At 63.0% G+C, this 16,478-nt stretch carries 14 protein-coding genes; 10 read left to right on the top strand and 4 right to left on the bottom strand.

Annotated features, from left to right (window positions below):
- Nucleotides 1-251 precede the first annotated feature (251 nt).
- The 7 genes from ACIQUS_RS01300 (at nt 252) to ACIQUS_RS01270 (ending at nt 6,701) form a co-directional block, all read left to right on the top strand.
- Entirely contained in the window at nt 252-515 is a 264-nt protein-coding gene (locus ACIQUS_RS01300; RefSeq protein WP_403041842.1) for an accessory factor UbiK family protein, read from the top strand.
- Between the two features lie 376 nt (nt 516-891).
- Entirely contained in the window at nt 892-2,388 is a 1,497-nt protein-coding gene (locus ACIQUS_RS01295) for a YifB family Mg chelatase-like AAA ATPase (RefSeq protein ID WP_403041840.1), read from the top strand.
- 175 nt (nt 2,389-2,563) lie between these two features.
- Nucleotides 2,564-3,343: a transcriptional regulator gene (locus ACIQUS_RS01290; RefSeq protein WP_403041837.1), complete on the top strand. Its 780-nt coding sequence runs from the start codon at nt 2,564-2,566 to the stop codon at nt 3,341-3,343.
- Nucleotides 3,343-3,819, top strand: coding sequence for a hypothetical protein (locus ACIQUS_RS01285; protein WP_403041835.1), 477 nt, complete (start codon nt 3,343-3,345; stop codon nt 3,817-3,819). The genes ACIQUS_RS01290 and ACIQUS_RS01285 overlap by 1 nt, the downstream gene beginning before the upstream one ends.
- A 115-nt stretch (nt 3,820-3,934) precedes the next feature.
- Nucleotides 3,935-4,618, top strand: coding sequence for a DUF3313 family protein (locus tag ACIQUS_RS01280; RefSeq protein WP_403041833.1), 684 nt, complete (start codon nt 3,935-3,937; stop codon nt 4,616-4,618).
- A gap of 42 nt (nt 4,619-4,660) precedes the next feature.
- On the top strand, nt 4,661-5,161 hold the full coding sequence (locus ACIQUS_RS01275) for an outer membrane beta-barrel protein (protein WP_403041831.1): 501 nt from the start codon (nt 4,661-4,663) through the stop codon (nt 5,159-5,161).
- A 109-nt stretch (nt 5,162-5,270) separates the two neighbouring features.
- The gene (locus ACIQUS_RS01270; RefSeq protein WP_403041828.1) at nt 5,271-6,701 is read left to right on the top strand and encodes a mechanosensitive ion channel family protein; all 1,431 of its coding nucleotides are present in this window, start codon (nt 5,271-5,273) and stop codon (nt 6,699-6,701) included.
- Nucleotides 6,702-6,704: 3 nt separating this feature from the next.
- Here the strand turns inward: ACIQUS_RS01270 and ACIQUS_RS01265 are convergent, their stop codons facing one another.
- Both ACIQUS_RS01265 and ACIQUS_RS01260 read right to left on the bottom strand, forming a co-directional pair.
- Nucleotides 6,705-7,991 (bottom strand): NAD(P)/FAD-dependent oxidoreductase, encoded by a 1,287-nt coding sequence (locus ACIQUS_RS01265; protein WP_403041826.1) that lies wholly within the window; start codon nt 7,989-7,991, stop codon nt 6,705-6,707.
- 120 nt (nt 7,992-8,111) lie between these two features.
- Nucleotides 8,112-9,602, bottom strand: a complete 1,491-nt coding sequence (locus ACIQUS_RS01260) for an aldehyde dehydrogenase family protein (RefSeq protein WP_403041823.1) — start codon at nt 9,600-9,602, stop codon at nt 8,112-8,114.
- Between the two features lie 135 nt (nt 9,603-9,737).
- Here ACIQUS_RS01260 and ACIQUS_RS01255 point away from each other — a divergent pair, with 135 nt between their 5' ends.
- Both ACIQUS_RS01255 and ACIQUS_RS01250 read left to right on the top strand, forming a co-directional pair.
- Complete coding sequence (locus ACIQUS_RS01255) at nt 9,738-10,649, top strand: LysR family transcriptional regulator (protein WP_403041820.1); 912 nt, start codon at nt 9,738-9,740, stop codon at nt 10,647-10,649.
- Nucleotides 10,650-10,729: 80 nt separating this feature from the next.
- Complete coding sequence (locus tag ACIQUS_RS01250; RefSeq protein ID WP_403041818.1) at nt 10,730-12,127, top strand: VOC family protein; 1,398 nt, start codon at nt 10,730-10,732, stop codon at nt 12,125-12,127.
- Nucleotides 12,128-12,196: 69 nt separating this feature from the next.
- Here the strand turns inward: ACIQUS_RS01250 and ACIQUS_RS01245 are convergent, their stop codons facing one another.
- Nucleotides 12,197-13,123: a LysR substrate-binding domain-containing protein gene (locus ACIQUS_RS01245; RefSeq protein ID WP_403041815.1), complete on the bottom strand. Its 927-nt coding sequence runs from the start codon at nt 13,121-13,123 to the stop codon at nt 12,197-12,199.
- Nucleotides 13,124-13,268: 145 nt separating this feature from the next.
- Between ACIQUS_RS01245 and ACIQUS_RS01240 the strand changes: the two genes are divergently transcribed.
- Nucleotides 13,269-14,681 carry a NorM family multidrug efflux MATE transporter gene (locus ACIQUS_RS01240; RefSeq protein ID WP_403041811.1) on the top strand — a complete coding sequence of 471 codons (1,413 nt, stop codon included), beginning with the start codon at nt 13,269-13,271 and terminating at the stop codon, nt 14,679-14,681.
- Here ACIQUS_RS01240 and ACIQUS_RS01235 read toward each other — a convergent pair.
- On the bottom strand, nt 14,620-16,284 hold the full coding sequence (locus ACIQUS_RS01235; RefSeq protein WP_403041807.1) for a putative bifunctional diguanylate cyclase/phosphodiesterase: 1,665 nt from the start codon (nt 16,282-16,284) through the stop codon (nt 14,620-14,622). The genes ACIQUS_RS01240 and ACIQUS_RS01235 overlap by 62 nt on opposite strands.
- Nucleotides 16,285-16,478 lie beyond the last annotated feature (194 nt).

Genomic DNA, 16,478 nt, shown 5'->3' with positions numbered 1-16,478 from the left:
CCTGCTCCGTCACGGTGACTGCATCAGTGCATGGGTCATGGAGGTCTTTGCAGAAACCTTGCCAGAACCGCTAAATCGTCCAATAACAGGGACTTGCGATTGCACCCGGTGTTTGGCCAGTCGCCAGCACCGTTTCGGCGCACAACAACGGTGCGCGACCTTTCACCGCGATGCGCGAAAAGCGTGCAGAGCAAGGGTGACAACACTGCGTGTTACACTGACCCCCCATTGAATACAGCGGATAGCCGACCATGCTCGCGCCCAAAGCCTTTCTCGATGCCCTGAGCGACCAGGCCTCGCGCCTGTTCAGCGGCGACACGTCGCAACCTCGCGCCGAACTCGAAAGCCAGTTCAAGGCCCTGCTGCAAAGCGGTTTCAGCAAACTGGAACTGGTCAGCCGGGAAGAATTCGACAGCCAGATGGTGGTACTGGCCCGTACCCGCGCCCGACTTGAAGCGCTGGAAGCCAAGGTAGCCGAGATGGAGGCCCGCCTGAATCCACCCGCGGCGCAGTAATCCGCCGCAACCTGGCGCCCCTGTAGGAGCAGGCAAAACCTGTGATCGAGCGCGATGCGTTCGCAGGCCTGGTAACGCAGGATGTGCTGACCACACCGACCCCGTCGCCGGCTATGCCGGCTCCCACAGTAATCAGGCCAGCACCAGCCCCTGTGGGAGCTGGCGAAGCCTGCGATCGAGCACAACGCGCTCGCTGGCCTGGCAACGCAGGATGTGCTGACCGCACCGGCCCCATCGCCGGCACCCACAATCGATCGGCAAACACCGGTAAGTGCCCGCAGAAAAAAACAGACTCACTCTTCTGCGTCACACCCCTCATCGCCCCACTATCCTTGCACTGCCGCAGGACGCGGCCCGCATCGATCATGGAGCGTTCATGTCCCTCGCCCTCGTCCACAGTCGCGCCCAGGTGGGTGTATCGGCACCAGCCGTCAGCGTAGAAGCCCACCTGGCCAACGGCCTGCCCGCCTTGACCCTGGTCGGCCTGCCCGAAGCCACGGTCAAGGAAAGCAAGGACCGGGTGCGCAGCGCGATCCTCAACGCAGGCCTGGAGTTTCCGGCCCGGCGCATCACCCTCAACCTCGCGCCGGCAGACCTGCCCAAGGACGGCGGGCGCTTCGACCTGGCCATTGCCCTGGGCATTCTCGCCGCCAACGGGCAGTTCCCGGCCAAGGCACTGGATGAGGTGGAGTGCCTGGGCGAACTGGCCCTGTCAGGAGCGCTGCGCCCGGTGCAAGGCGTGTTGCCGGCTGCTCTGGCAGCACGGGAAGCCGGTCGAGCGCTGGTGGTGCCACGGGAGAACGCCGAGGAAGCCTGCCTGGCCTCGGGGCTGGTGGTATTCGCGGTGGAACACCTGCTGGAATTGATCGCGCATTTCAGCGGCCAGGCCCCCATCAGCCCCTATGCGGCCAACGGCTTGCTGCTGCAAAGCCGACCTTACCCTGACCTCAATGAAGTCCAGGGCCAGCAAGCGGCCAAGCGCGCCTTGCTGGTGGCCGCGGCCGGCGCGCACAACCTGCTGTTCAGCGGCCCGCCCGGCACCGGCAAGACTCTGCTCGCCAGCCGCCTGCCCGGGCTGTTGCCACCGCTGGATGAACGCGAGGCCCTTGAAGTGGCGGCCATCCAGTCGGTCGCCAGCCATGTACCGCTCAACAGTTGGCCACAGCGCCCCTTCAGGCATCCTCACCATTCCGCTTCCGGTGCGGCGCTGGTGGGCGGTGGCAGCCGGCCTCAGCCTGGAGAAATCACCCTCGCCCACCATGGCGTGTTGTTCCTGGACGAACTGCCGGAATTTGAACGACGGGTACTGGAGGTGCTGCGCGAACCCCTGGAGTCCGGCGAAATTGTCATTGCCAGGGCTCGGGACAAGATCCGTTTCCCGGCCCGCTTCCAGTTGGTCGCTGCCATGAATCCCTGCCCCTGCGGCTACCTGGGCGACCCCACCGGACGCTGCCGTTGCAGCAGCGACCAGATCCAGCGTTACCGCAACAAGCTCTCCGGCCCGTTGCTCGACCGTATCGACCTGCACCTGACTGTCGCCCGCGAAGCCACAGCCTTGTCGCCGACCGCCAGCAACGGTGAATGCAGCGCCAGTATCGCCGCCCGGGTCGCCGTCGCCCGGGACACCCAGCAGCAACGCCAGGGCTGCGCCAATGCCTTCCTCGACCTGCCGGGCCTACGCCAGCACTGCGCGTTATCCACAACTGACCAGCATTGGCTGGAAAGCGCCTGCGAGCGCCTCAGCTTGTCGCTGCGCGCCGCACACCGCTTGTTGAAGGTGGCCCGCACACTGGCCGATCTAGAGCGCGTCGAACAGATTGACCGGGGGCACCTTGCCGAAGCACTGCAATACCGGCCGACAACTACAACCTGAATTGAAAACGCCCTGCAAATATTTCAACTAGCACCGCATATATTTCAACATTGAAATATATTCCGGCAATTATTTTATTAATACCAATGCATAATTACAAGCGCCGCCCATCAACTTGCTTCATTGTCGACGAACACTATAATGGCCGGGCATTCCTCAACGCGCGTAATGTTTAATGCTCTACCAATTCCGACTCAAAGACAGCGCTCTTGTAGAGTTTAATTCCGAGCACTGCAAGATCGTCATCACCGATACACAAGGCTCGCCAGAAGAAATCACCCTGGCGCGCGCAGATTCACGGGCCCTTGAACTTCTGCTGATGGACCCCGGGGCGATCTGTTCCCGCGAGGACATACTGGCATACGCCTGGGAAGGCCGGATCGTCTCGGCAGGCAGCCTGAACCAGTCCATCTTCATGCTCAGGAACCTGCTCGGCGACAGCAAGGATCACGAAATCCTGATCACCGTCCCGCGACGGGGCTATCGCTTCAACAGCGAGTACCTGCTGGTGCGCCCGGAAGGCGTCGAAGCACCTCCGGTCGAAGCGCCTTCGAGCACAGAACCACCCGCGGCCAAGCCTGCCAGCAAGCAAGGCATCGGTACCCTGCTGCGGCTTGGCTACCTGGTGGCGGCGGTATGCACGCTCCTGTCGCTATGGCGGTTGTACGCCTGGTATGCGCCGACCAATGAATTGCAGGTCGCCACGATCCGACAAGGCGAACTGTCGATTTCCGCAGTAGGCAAAAGCGAGCATGACGTAAAGACACTCAAGTCTGATTTATTAACGCTCGGCTTATCCGAACAAAACCTGAAAGGCCAGGTTTTTATCAGCCGAACCGGCACTCGCATCAACTTGTCTTGTATCAGGCAAACAGGCGTCGCTTATAACATTGAGTTCCAGTTTGATGATGAGCGCATCATCAGCATGCTTAAAAAGTGCGTGGGTGGTGAATAATGAACATTGATCGAACCGCCTGGCTCCACGGGGCAACTATCGCGTCGATTTTACTGGTCTGTCTGGTAATTCTCTCCATCACGCTTCCCCGCCCCTATATCAATAGCCACCCCTATCGATCCGAGGCGAATCACTACATGGGCCACGACATCATGGTCGCCAAGGAGGGCCTGACCATCAGCGAGCCCAGTGCTGTCATCAGCCTGCTTGAGCGCATGGGAGACAATGAGCGGCACGCCGCCGTGGGCATCTCACTGGTCGATACCTCGCGCTGGCGAATGAAAGTGAAGGTTGAAGACATTCAGGTCAGCACCCACGAAGAACTCTTCGATGTCAGACACAACTCGGAATTGCTGTTTTCTCGCCAGTACTTCCGGCTGGGCTCGATCCTGACCCTGGACGTCATCCCGACCGATACGGATGCCCTGTGCTACTACCTGCTTGAACTCGATCGCTTGCGTTGCATGAACCCTTGAGGCCTGCCAGCACCACGCGGCAGGCCATAAATGACGATTTTTGATTCCTGTTTTCCTCGCTCACGGCCCAGAGTGGCGACGCGCCGCTGACCAGGTGATGACTTCAGGAATTTTCATGCCTCTTAAAAAGCTTTCCGTTCTTTTGCTCTCGATGAGTCTATTCGGCTGTTCGATGGCACCCAGCATCGACACGGCGATCACGCCCGAAGATCAACCCAGCGCTTCGCTCCACATCATTGAACATGATGACGGCGCTATCGCCTGGAAAAAGTCCACCACGCCATTGTCGAAAAACCATGACAAAGTGGTGATGATCAACTTGCCGAAAACTTTTTCATTCGACAGTAACGACCCCCGGCTTGCCAACTTCTCTGACGATGCAAACAAACTTCGCTTGCACTTCAGGAATGAGTTGAAAAAGCAACTGACCACAGCCGGCTATCGCGTGGTCGACAAGCCCACCAAAGGGGCGCTGTCACTGCAAGTATCGATTACCGATATCGAACGCGCGCCCCGTGATCCTAACGTCACGGAATACATCCCCATCGGCATGTTGGTCGGCCTGTCCCTGCACGCAACCGGCGTGCGCGACGAAACCCCCTACCTGTTCTTCAAGAGCACCATCAGCGACAGCCTGAGCGGTGAAACGCTCGTCCGTGCCGTGGACAGGGCCAGCGGCAAGAACATCGACCAGGACAAGGGCCCGGCCGTCGAGGACATCTATCCCGCTCTGGATACCGTGGCGCGGCTGATTCGTGAACGCCTGGACAGAGAGTTCCAGCCGAAGACATCGGCCTGATCCGGTCATCCCCCCATTCATCAAACGCTATTTGGAAGACAGATGAAATTTGCAAAGCAGTTTGTAGCGGCTCTCGTTGTATTCGGTTCCGTCAACGCCATGGCGGATGATCGTGGCCTGTACCTGGGCGGTGGTTTGACCAAGGTGGAAATCGACGAGCATCAGATCAGCGATGACGACAATGCCTACAAGGCTTTCGTCGGCTACCGCCTGAACCCTTACCTGGCAGTGGAAGGCGCCTGGGTGGACCTGGGCAACTTCGGCGGCAAGTACGGCAGCTTCGAGGGTCACTCGGTGCAGGCCACCGCCCACTTCGGCGTACCGGTCGGCAAGCGTGTGCGCCTGTTCGCCAGCGCCGGTGTTCACGCCTGGGACGCTGACAATGACTACGCCGGCGACAGCAGCGACCTGGACATGACCTACGGCCTCGGGGTCGAGGTGGACGTATTCCGTAATATTGGTGTTCGCCTGGAGCAGGAAGTGCTGGAGGTTGGCGACATCGATCTGGACCAGACCAGCGCCAGCGTCTACGTGATGTTCTGATCCCCCTCGCGGCTCACGCCGTGCCCGTGAGCCGCGCCCCGCTGCAAGCCAGTAGTAATTACCGCCAACCTGCTCTTTACTAGCAACAGCCCACCGTTGCGAGTCCGGCATGTTCGCATTCTTCGAGAATTACCCGCTGCTGATCGGCATCTCGCTGATCATCATCGATATCACCCTCTGGCAACTGATCCCGGTCCATCGACGCCCCTGGCGCATCGTCACCCGGACACTGGCGTTCGCCTTGTTCACCTGGGTGTTGATCAACGCCGGAATCAGCCCGCTGCAACCGCCCCCCTGGGTCGAGGACGTACCGCGCAACCTGCTGGCGACCGCGCTGGGAATTGGCTGGTGGTTATTCGGCGCACGCACCACGACCATCCTCATCGGCGTGATCCTGGGCGCGCGCAACGGCCATACCGGCCGGCTGTTGCAGGATGTGCTGGGGGCGGTGATCTTTCTGGTTGCCATGGTGGCCGCAGCCGCCTATGTCTTGCAGCTACCGGTAAAGGGGCTGCTGGCCACCTCCGGGGTCATGGCCATCGTCATCGGCCTGGCCCTGCAAAGCACCCTGAGCGATGTGTTTTCCGGCATCGTCCTCAACACCACCCGGCCCTATCAGCTCGGCGATTCGATCAGCATCGACGGCACCGAAGGCAAGGTGATCGAGATCGACTGGCGCGCCACCCGGCTGCTGACCAGCAACGGCAGCATGGCGGTGATTCCCAACTCGGTGGCCGCCAAGGCCAAGCTGCTCAATTTCAGTCAACCGAACGATGTGCACGGCGTGTCGATCACCGTAGTGGTGCCCGCCAAGGTGCGTCCACGCCGGGTGTTCGACGCCCTGGAAAAAACCCTGCAAGGCACCCGCGTGCTGCTGGCCAAACCGGCCCCCAAGGTGACCATCAAAAGTTCGACCCTGGAGTCGGTCGAATATGAAGCCAGCGGTTTCGTCAGCTCCATGGGCCAGAAGGCCGAAGTCCGCAACCACATGTTCGACCTCGCCCACCGCCATCTGGAGGCGGCAGGTGTAGTCTGGAACAGCGACACCCTGCCGACCCAGGCCTGGAGTCGCCAACGCGCACTGCTGGAGGATGTACGCATCTTCCGCTCGCTGAGCAACGAAGAGAAAGACAACCTCAGCCAGCGCATGACAGCCGTGGAGTACCTGGTCGACCAGGTGATCCTGGGCGTGGGCGACAGTTCGGACTATTTGCTGGTGATCGGCACCGGCGTGGTGTCAGCCAACATTCGTGACGGCGACAAGCTGATCGAAGCCGGGCGCATGGGCCCGGGCGAGATCCTCGGCCTGGAAGGCCTGCTGGAGGCTGACGACTCCGCCGCCGAGTTCCGCACCCTGACCAGCTGCATCCTCTACCGCATCGACAAGGCCGAAATACGCAGTTGTCTGGAGCAGCGCGGCGAGGTCAAGACGGCGCTGCTCAAGCTGCAACGCATCCGCCAGCAAACCCGGCAGTCGCTTTTGGAACAGAAACCGGCAGCCATCAAGAAAGGCGGCTTTCTCAGCTGGCTGCACAAGTAGCGCTCAGAGCACCACGCGCAAGCATTGTCCGGCGTGATACAGCGAGAACCCGGTTTCGTAGAAGCCGGTGCGCAGCGCCGGGGCCGACACCGGTTTCATCGCCGAGAACGGGATCGGCAAGGTGTCCGGGTTGTCCTGCAGCAGGAACTGGGCAAAGGCCTTGCCGATCACTGTGCCCGTGGTGTTGCCGCGGCCGTTGTAGCCGGTTACCGCGACCAGGCCCGGCGCCGGTTCGAACAGGCGCATCAGGTGATCGGGGGTGAAGTCGATGCAGCCGGTCCAGTGCATCTCCCACTCGACCTTGCCCAGTTGCGGGAAATAGTGGTTCTGGATGCGATCGGCCCAGCTGCGGATGAACCAGCTTGGCTTGTTGTCGACCCGGCCCAGGCTGCCCAGCAGCAAGCGGCCCTCGTCATCGCGGCGAATGCTGCTGAGCACCGTCCGGGTGTCCCAGGAGCCTTGGCCGTGCTTGAGCACGTTGTCGGCGGCCGCGCCGTGCAGTGGTGTCGAGGCGACCTGGTAGTAGTAACCGCGGAAGAAGTGCTTCTGCAGGGTGGTCCAGTCACCTTCGGTGTAGGCACCGGTGGAGATCACCACCTTCTCGGCGCTGACCGAGCCCTTGGCGGTCTTCACTCGCCAGCCACGGCCTTCACGTGCCAGCCCTTCGACAGCCGACTGCTGGAAAATCTGCCCGCCCAGGCGCGCGACCGCAGCAGCCAGTCCTTGGGTGTAGGCCATGGGGTTGATGGTGCCGGCACGGCGGTCGAGCAGTGCGGCGGAAATCTTGTCGGTCCCGCAGTACTCCTCGCAGCGCGCACCGGTGAGCAGTTCGACATCGGCGCCGCGACGGCTCCACTGCTGATGACGGGCTTCGAGGTCGGCCACGCCCGTGGCGTTGTGGGCCATGTGCAGGGTGCCGGAGTTGTGGGCCTGGCACTCGATCCCCAGGCGCTTGATGGTGGCGAACACTTCGGCGGGCGCTTCGCCCAGCACCTTGTTCAGGCGGCTGCCTTGCTGTTGGCCGAGGGTGGCCTCGACGTCGTCGGGGCGAATCCAGGTACCGGCGTTGACCAGGCCGACGTTGCGGCCGGAGCCGCCGTGGCCGATCTTCCAGGCTTCCAGCAGGATGACCGACTTGCCCTGCTCCAGCAGGTGAAGCGCGGCACTAAGGCCGGTGATGCCGCCGCCGATGACGCAGACGTCGGCCTTGAGTTCGGTGGCCAGCGTTTGCACCGGAGTGGCGAGCTTGGTGACGTGTTCCCACAGACATTGTTGACGCAGCTCTGGCATGGCTGGCTTCCTTCATTGTTCTTGTTCGGTGGTGGGCCGATCGCCGGCTACGCCAGCTCCCACAAGGTCACTAAATACCCTGTGGGAGCTGGCAGGGCCAGCGATGGGCTGAAGCGCTGATCAGTCGAACACAATCCCCTGGGCCAGCGGCAGCTCACGGGAATAGTTCACCGTGTTGGTCTGCCGACGCATGTAGGCCTTCCAGGAATCGGAACCCGACTCGCGACCACCGCCGGTCTCTTTCTCGCCACCGAAGGCGCCGCCGATCTCCGCACCGCTGGTGCCGATGTTGACGTTGGCGATGCCACAGTCGCTGCCCGAGGCGCTCTGGAAGCGCTCAGCCTCGCGCAGGTCGGTGGTGAAGATGCACGAGGACAGGCCTTGTGGCACTTCGTTGTTCAGGCGCAGGGCTTCTTCGAAGTCGTCATAGGCCAGCACATAGAGGATCGGGGCGAAGGTCTCGTGACGCACCACCGCGCTCTGGGACGGCATTTCGACGATGGCCGGGGCCACGTAGTAGGCATTCGGGTACTGGTCCTGCAACTGGCGCTCGCCACCGAACACCTGGCCGCCTTCGTCGCGGGCACGGGCCAGGGCATCCTGCATGGCATTGAAGGACAGCTTGTCGATCAGCGGACCGACCAGGTTTTCCTTGCGTGGATCGCCGATGCGCACCTTGGCGTAGGCAGCCTTGACCCGGGCAACCACCTCGTCCTTGATCGAGCGGTGCACGATCAGGCGGCGCAGGGTGGTGCAACGCTGGCCGGCGGTGCCGACGGCGCTGAACAGGATGCCGCGCACGGCCAGGTCCAGGTCGGCGCTTGGCGCCAGGATCATAGCGTTGTTGCCACCCAGTTCGAGGATGCTGCGGCCAAAGCGGGCGGCCACGCGCGGGCCGACTTCACGGCCCATGCGGGTGCTGCCGGTGGCGCTGACCAGCGGTACGCGCGGGTCATCGACCAGGGCTTCGCCGGCGTCGCGATCACCGATGATCAGCTGGCTCAGGCCTTCTGGCGCATCGCCAAAGGCTTTCAGGGCCTTCTCGAACAGGGCCTGGCAGGCCAGGGCGGTGAGCGGCGTCTTCTCCGATGGCTTCCACACCACGGCGTTGCCGCAGACCAGGGCCAGCGAGGTGTTCCAGGCCCAGACCGCAACCGGGAAGTTGAAGGCGCTGATCACCCCGACCACACCCAGCGGATGCCAGGTTTCACGCATGTGGTGACCCGGGCGCTCGGAGGCGATGGTCAGGCCGTAGAGCTGACGCGACAGACCGACGGCGAAGTCGCAGATGTCGATCATTTCCTGCACTTCGCCCAGGCCTTCCTGGGTGATCTTGCCGGCTTCGATGGAAACCAGCTCGCCCAGGTCGGCCTTGTATTCACGCAGTACTTCGCCGAACAGGCGAATCAACTCACCGCGACGGGGAGCCGGCACATTGCGCCAGGCCTGGAATGCCTGCTCGGCCTTGTCGATCTTGGCCACGACCTGGGCTTTGCTTTCCAGGTGCACCGAGGCAATCGCGCTGCCATCGATCGGGGTGTGAACGGGATGGTTGCCCTGGGTGTAGGCGCTGGCCGGGACACCGAGGCGGTCAAGCAGTCCATCAACCATTTTCTTCTCCTGCATGCGATGAGTGGTTGAATTAGTGATCCGGATCAGTATTAATCCGATCACTCTGGCGCAACAAACGACCTTTATTCTGCATATCATTCCGCCAGGTAATGATCTACCTGTTCAGAGACCGCTATGTCCAAACGTCTGGTGCCCTCGATGGCCGCCCTGCAATGTTTCGAGGCCGCCGCCCGGCACCTGAGCTTCACCCGCGCCGCCGAGGAACTGCACCTGACCCAGAGCGCGGTGAGCAAGCAGGTCGCGCAACTGGAGGAGATGCTTCGCCATCACCTGTTCCTGCGCATCCGTCGCCGCCTGCAACTGACACCAGCAGGCGCCCTGTACCTGGCCGAGGTCAACAAGATTCTCACCCAGGTCGACATGTCCAGCCGCTACATCCTTTCCTACGGCCAGCAGACCGAAGTACTCAAGGTCGCCACCCAACCGAGCTTTGGCGTGCGCTGGCTGATTCCGCACCTCAAGGGCTTCGGCAAGCGCCACCCGAACATCCATCTGGACATCCGCAACGAAATGGAGCCCTTCGCCCTGCTGCAGGGCAAGGCCGACGTGGTGTTCTTTTTCGGCCAGGGCACCTGGCCCGGGGCGACCTGCGTCGAACTGTTCGGCGAGGAGGTGCTGCCCGTCTGCGCACCGGAACTGTTGCAGGGCCGCACCCTCAAGGACGCCAGCGAGCTGTCCGACCTGGTGCTGCTGCAAAGCACCTCGCGCCCGGAAGCCTGGCATGAGTGGTTCCTCGAACAGGGCCTGCATTCGGCCCACAGCTACCATGGGCCACGCTTCGATACGTTCTATATGAGCCTGAGCGCCGCCCAGGCCGGTTGCGGTGTGGCCCTGGTGCCGCGCTACCTGGTGGCCCAGGAACTGGCCGAGGGCAAGTTGATCGTGCCCTGGCAGCACAGCATGCGCAGCAACGGCGCGCATTTCCTGGCCTTTGCCGAGCACGCGGCGGAGGTCCCCAAGGTACGTGCCCTGGTCGACTGGATCGCGGCGGAACTGGCGCCCGCAGATCAAGAAATAACGGAATGACTGATCGACTTTTTTTCGCTTGCGGGAGCGCTGCATTCCTCGCTTTCATGTAGGGGTGCCCACTCACCAGGAAGCTTTCGATGCCCGCTCAAGATTTCGTCAGCCCGGACAGCATTCGCGCGCAGTTCTCGGCCGCCATGTCGCTCATGTACAAACAAGAAGTGCCGCTCTACGGCACGCTGTTGTCGCTGGTGAGCGAGGTCAACCAGCAGATCATGGCCGAGCAGCCAGAAGTGGCCCAGGCCCTGCGCTGGACGGGCGAAATCGAGCGCCTGGACCAGGAGCGCCACGGCGCCATCCGCGTCGGCACGGCCGAGGAACTGGCCACCATCGCCCGCCTGTTCGCCGTCATGGGCATGCAGCCGGTGGGCTACTACGACCTCAGCTCGGCCGGCGTACCGGTGCACTCCACCGCCTTTCGTGCCGTGCACGAACAATCGCTGCACATCAGCCCGTTCCGGGTCTTCACTTCGCTGTTGCGCCTGGAACTGATCGACAATCCGGCGTTGCGCGAACTGGCGCGGGAAATCCTCGACAAGCGGCAGATCTTCACCCCGCGCACCCTGGAGCTTATCCAGCAGTTCGAGCGTGATGGTGGCCTGAATGCCGATGATGCTCGCACCTTCGTCGATGAAGCCCTGCACACCTTTCGCTGGCACCAGGACGCGACCGTCACCGCCGAGCAGTACCAGCAACTACACGACCAGCACCGTCTGATTGCCGATGTGGTGGCCTTCAAGGGCCCGCACATCAACCACCTGACACCCCGCACCCTGGACATCGACGCCATCCAGCTGGGCATGCCGGCCAAGGGCATCCCACCCAAGGCCGTGATCGAAGGCCCACCGTCACGTCGCCATCCGATATTGCTGCGTCAGACCAGCTTCAAGGCGTTGCAGGAGAAGGTCACGTTCAGCGATCAGCAAGGTGCCGCAGGCGGTAGCCATACTGCGCGCTTCGGCGAGATCGAACAGCGTGGCGCGGCGCTTACTCCTAAAGGCCGCCAGCTCTACGACCAGCTGCTCGACGCTGCTCGCGATGCGCTGGGTGGCGTGCCCGCCGAAGCCAATGCCGAACGCTACATGAGCCTGCTCAAGGACAGCTTCCAGGCCTTCCCGGATGACCTGGCGCAGATGCGTGAACAGGGCTTGGCGTACTTCCATTACTTCCCGACCGAACGCGGCCTGGCAGCGCGCGGCGATAGCCAACGCCCGACTTCGTTGCAGGGCCTGATCGACGCCGGGCATGTGCATTTCGAAGCACTGGTGTACGAAGACTTCCTGCCGGTCAGTGCCGCAGGGATCTTCCAGTCCAACCTGGGTGATGACGCCCAGAGTGAATACGGCAGCAATGCCAATCGGGACGCGTTCGAGCAGGTGCTGGGCAAGCCGGTCCAGGACGAGCTGGCGTTGTATGCGCAGAGTGAGCGGCGGTCGTTGCAGGCCTGTGCCCAGGCGCTGAATCTGCCGGGCCTGTAAGGGCCCTATCGCGGGGCAAGCCCGCTCCTACAGACCTTGTAGGAGCGGGCTTGCCCCGCGATAGCGATCTCAAGAACACCCAAGAATCTCAACCTTCGGCAACGCCATCGCATCCGCCTCACCCTGCAGAAAATCACTCAACCGCCGCAACCGCTCCCCGCCCGGCCGGGTCTTGGGCCACACCAGGTAGTAATCCAGGCCACTGGCCACCGCTGTCGGCCAGGGTAGACTCAAACGCCCCTGGGCCACGTCTTCGGCCACCATCAGCAAATCACCCATGGACACGCCATAGCCCCGTGCGGCGGCGATCATGCCCAGTTCCAGGGTGTCGAACACCTGCCCACCCTTGAGCGAGACCTTGTCGGTCAGCCCCATGCGCGCCAGCCAGCTGCGCCAGTCACGCTTGTCCGGGGTCGGGTGGAGCAATTCGACACTGGCCAGGCGTCGGGCATCCCAGGGCCCTTCGGCCAGCAATTCCGGCGCGCCCACCGGGATCAGCAATTCGGAAAACAACCGGGCCACTTCCCAGTCCGGCGGAAAGTGCCCGTCACCCAGCAGTACCGCGCAGTCGAAGGGTTCGTGATTGAAGTCGACATGATCGACGTCCATCCAGGCGCTGGTCAGTTGCACCTCATTGCCCGGTTGCAGGTGACGAAAGCGGCTGAGCCGGGCCAACAACCAGCGCATGGTCAGGGTCGAGGGGGCCTTCATGCGCAAAATGTCATCTTCGCTGCGCAGGGTGTTGCAGGCACGCTCCAGCGCAGCAAAGCCCTCGCGCACACCGGGCAACAGCAAACGGGCGGCCTCTGTCAGCTGCAAGCTGCGGCCGTTGCGCACGAACAGGCGACAGGCGAAGTGCTCCTCGAGGGTCCGGATATGCCGGCTGACCGCACTCTGGGTAATCGATAACTCATCCCCGGCACGGGTGAAAGAGCTATGCCTGGCAGCCGCTTCGAAGGCTCTCAACGCATATAACGGCGGTAAACGGCGAGGCATGGGAAGTCCTCCACAAGGGTGCAGGCCATCATACCGGCATGAGTTTTAATCATGCCAATGATCGTTATTATCCTTTTGTGGATAAGCGCGCAAAGGGCGAGAATTCCAGACTTTCACTTATGTCGCGTCAAAAAAGGACGATTCAATGCAGGCCGCACCCACTCACGAACTCAAGGCCCTGCTGCGCCTGGCCGGTCCCCTGATCGCCTCGCAGCTGGCGCACATGCTGATGGTGCTGACCGACACCCTGATGATGGCCCGCATCAGCCCCCAGGCCCTGGCCGGTGGCGGCCTGGGCGCGGCCAGCTACTCGTTCGTCTCGATCTTCTGCCTGGGCGTGATTGCCGCCGTCGGTACCCTGGTGGCGATTCGCAAGGGCGCCGGCGACACCCTGGGCGCCGCCCGCCTGACTCAGGCCGGGCTGTGGCTGGCCTGGGCGATGGCGCTGGTGGCGGCCCTGGTGCTGTGGAACCTGGAGCCGGTGCTGTTGCTGCTCGGCCAAAGCCCGGACAACGTCCAGGCGGCCGGCCAGTTCCTGCTCCTGTTGCCCTTCGCCCTGCCCGGCTACCTGAGTTTCATGGCCCTGCGCGGCTTCACCAGTGCCCTGGGCCGCTCGGCGCCGGTCATGGTGATCAGCCTGGTCGGCACCGTGGCCAACTTCCTGCTCAACTATGCCCTGATCGAAGGCATGTTCGGCCTGCCCAAGCTGGGCCTGGTCGGTATCGGCCTGGTCACCGCGATTGTCGCCAACTGCATGGCGGTGGCCATGGCCCTGTACATCCGCTGGCACCCGGCCTACACCCCCTACCCGATCCGCCAGGGCCTGAGCCGCCCCTCGTGGCCGGCCTTGCGTGAACTGTGGCGCCTGGGCCTGCCGATCGGCGGCACCTACACCGTGGAAGTCGGCCTGTTCGCCTTCGCCGCCCTGTGCATGGGGGTGCTGGGCAGCACCGAACTGGCCGCCCACCAGATCGCCCTGCAGATCGTCTCCACCGCCTTCATGATTCCTGCCGGGTTGTCCTATGCCGTGACCATGCGGGTCGGGCTCTACTACGGTGGTGGTGATCTGCCTGGCGCTCGGCATGCCGGACGGGTCGGAATCGGCTTTGGCGCCTCGATGATGCTGGCCTTCGCGGTACTGTTCTGGTTGCTGCCGGATCCACTGGTGGGACTGTTCCTCGACCACGACGACCCGGCCTTCGCCGATGTCATCCAGCTGGCCGTGAGCCTGCTGATGGTCGCCGCCTGGTTCGAGCTGTTCGACGGTGTGCAAACCATCGCCATGGGCTCGATCCGCGGCCTCAAGGACGCCAAGACCACCTTCCTGGTCGGCCTGTTCTGCTACTGGGTGATCGGCGCCCCGGCGGCCTGGCTGCTGGCTTTCACCTCAGGTCTGGGCGCCGTGGGTGTGTGGTGGGGCCTGGCCCTGGGCCTGGCCTGTGCAGCGATCAGCCTGACCCTGGCGTTCGAGTGGCGGATGAAGCGCCTGATGACACCTAAAGGGCAGCCGATTGCGGCCGGGCCCCGGCCAGCAGGAAATTCATCAGCTCATCGATAGGCAGCGGCCGGCTGATCAGGAAACCCTGGACCTGGTCGCAGTTGAAACTGCGCAGCAGGTCCATCTGCTCCGGGCTTTCCACCCCTTCGGCGACCACCTCGAGGTTGAGGTTATGCGCCAGGTTGATCATGGCGTGCACCAGCTTGCGGTTCTCTTCGCGCTGCTCCATGCCGCCGACAAAGCTGCGATCGACCTTGAGCAAGGTGATCGGCAGGCTGTTGAGGTGGACGAAGGACGAGAAGCCGGTGCCGAAGTCATCCAGGGAAAAACGCACACCCAGGCGACCGAGGGCGTCCATGGTCTGCTTGACCAGGTCGTTGCGGCGCATCACTGCGGTTTCGGTCAGCTCGAACTCCAGCCAGCGTGCATCGACGCCATGTTCGATGATCAAGCGGCTCAGGGTCGCCAGCAACTGGCTGTCCTGGAACTGCCGGAACGACAGGTTCACCGCCATGTGCAACGGCGCCAGGCCCCGCTCGCGCAGGGCCTGCATGTCGCGCAGGGCCCGGGAGATGACCCAGTAGCCCAGTGGCACGATCAACCCGCTTTGCTCGGCCAGGGGCACGAACTCGCTGGGCGGCAACAGGCCACGTTCGGCATGGCGCCAGCGCACCAGCGCCTCCAGGCCGACAATGTGGCCGTCGGCCAGGTCCAGGCGCGGCTGGTAGTGCAGTTCCAGTTCATCGCGACGCAGGGCCCGGCGCAGTTCGCTTTCCAGGTCCGCCAGGCTGCGTGCGTTGCGGTTGATCCTTTCGTTGAAGATATGAAAGGTGCAGCCCTGGGTGCCCTTGGCCTGCTGCATTGCGATATGCGCATGCCACATCAGCGGGTCGGCGCCGCCTTGGGCGCGGGCATGGGCCACACCCAGGCTGCAACCGATCAACAGACTCTCGCCATCGACCCAGTAGGGTTCGGCCAGGGCCTCGGTGATGCGCTCGGCCATCCATTCGGCGCGCTGGGGTTCGCGGCGGGTGTCGATCAGCAAGGCGAATTCGTCGCTGCCCAGGCGCGCCAACTGGTCGCCGGCCTCCAGCTGGCTCTTGAGCCGGCCCACCACCTGCAGGATCAGCCGGTCACCGGCCTGGTGGCCGAGGGCGTCGTTGGCATGGCGGAAGTTGTCCAGATCCAGGTGGCCGAGGGCCACGCCACGGCCGTCGTTGTCGGCCAGGCGCGCGGCTAGCAGGGTCTGGAAGCCCTGGCGGTTGGCGATGCCGGTCAAGGGATCCTGCTCGGCCAGGCGTTGCAGCGTTGCCTCCAGCACACCGCGCTCACGCACGTGGCGCAGGCAGCGGCGCAGGGTATCGGGGTCCAGGCGGTCGAGGATCAGCCAGTCGCTGACGCCCGGAGGCGGCACTTGCGGTTCGTGCGCGAGCAACAGGACCATCGGCAGGATGCAGCGCCCGGGGGCCGGCTGCAATTGCGGGGTGGCCAGCACCAGGGCATTGCGGTCATTGGCAAACAGGCTGTCGACAGCTTCCCAGTTCGGTGCGGTCAACATCACCACACTGCCCGCCAGCGGCGCCAGGCAATCGCGCAAGGCCGCCGCCCACTCGGGCTCGTCAGCCAGCAAGAGCAAACGCAAGGGTTCGACAGGCGTAGACAAGCTGGCTCCTTAGGACATGGACACAGTCAAAATGACAATGGGCAGCGAGAACGGTCATCCTAAACCATTAGTGAAAATGATTTTCACTTAAAGTCGAGCCATTCCTTTGCCGACATCCCGCAGGTTTCAGCCACGCATCCTGCGGGAAAGTAACAAAAGCGGCAAATTTAGATCGCGTGCTACGTCACACTGTC

Source organism: Pseudomonas sp. NPDC090755, from assembly GCF_044769005.1.
Lineage (GTDB): Bacteria > Pseudomonadota > Gammaproteobacteria > Pseudomonadales > Pseudomonadaceae > Aquipseudomonas.
Note: the sequence above shows the minus strand (reverse complement) of the source record. Positions and strands in the feature narration are given on the sequence as shown.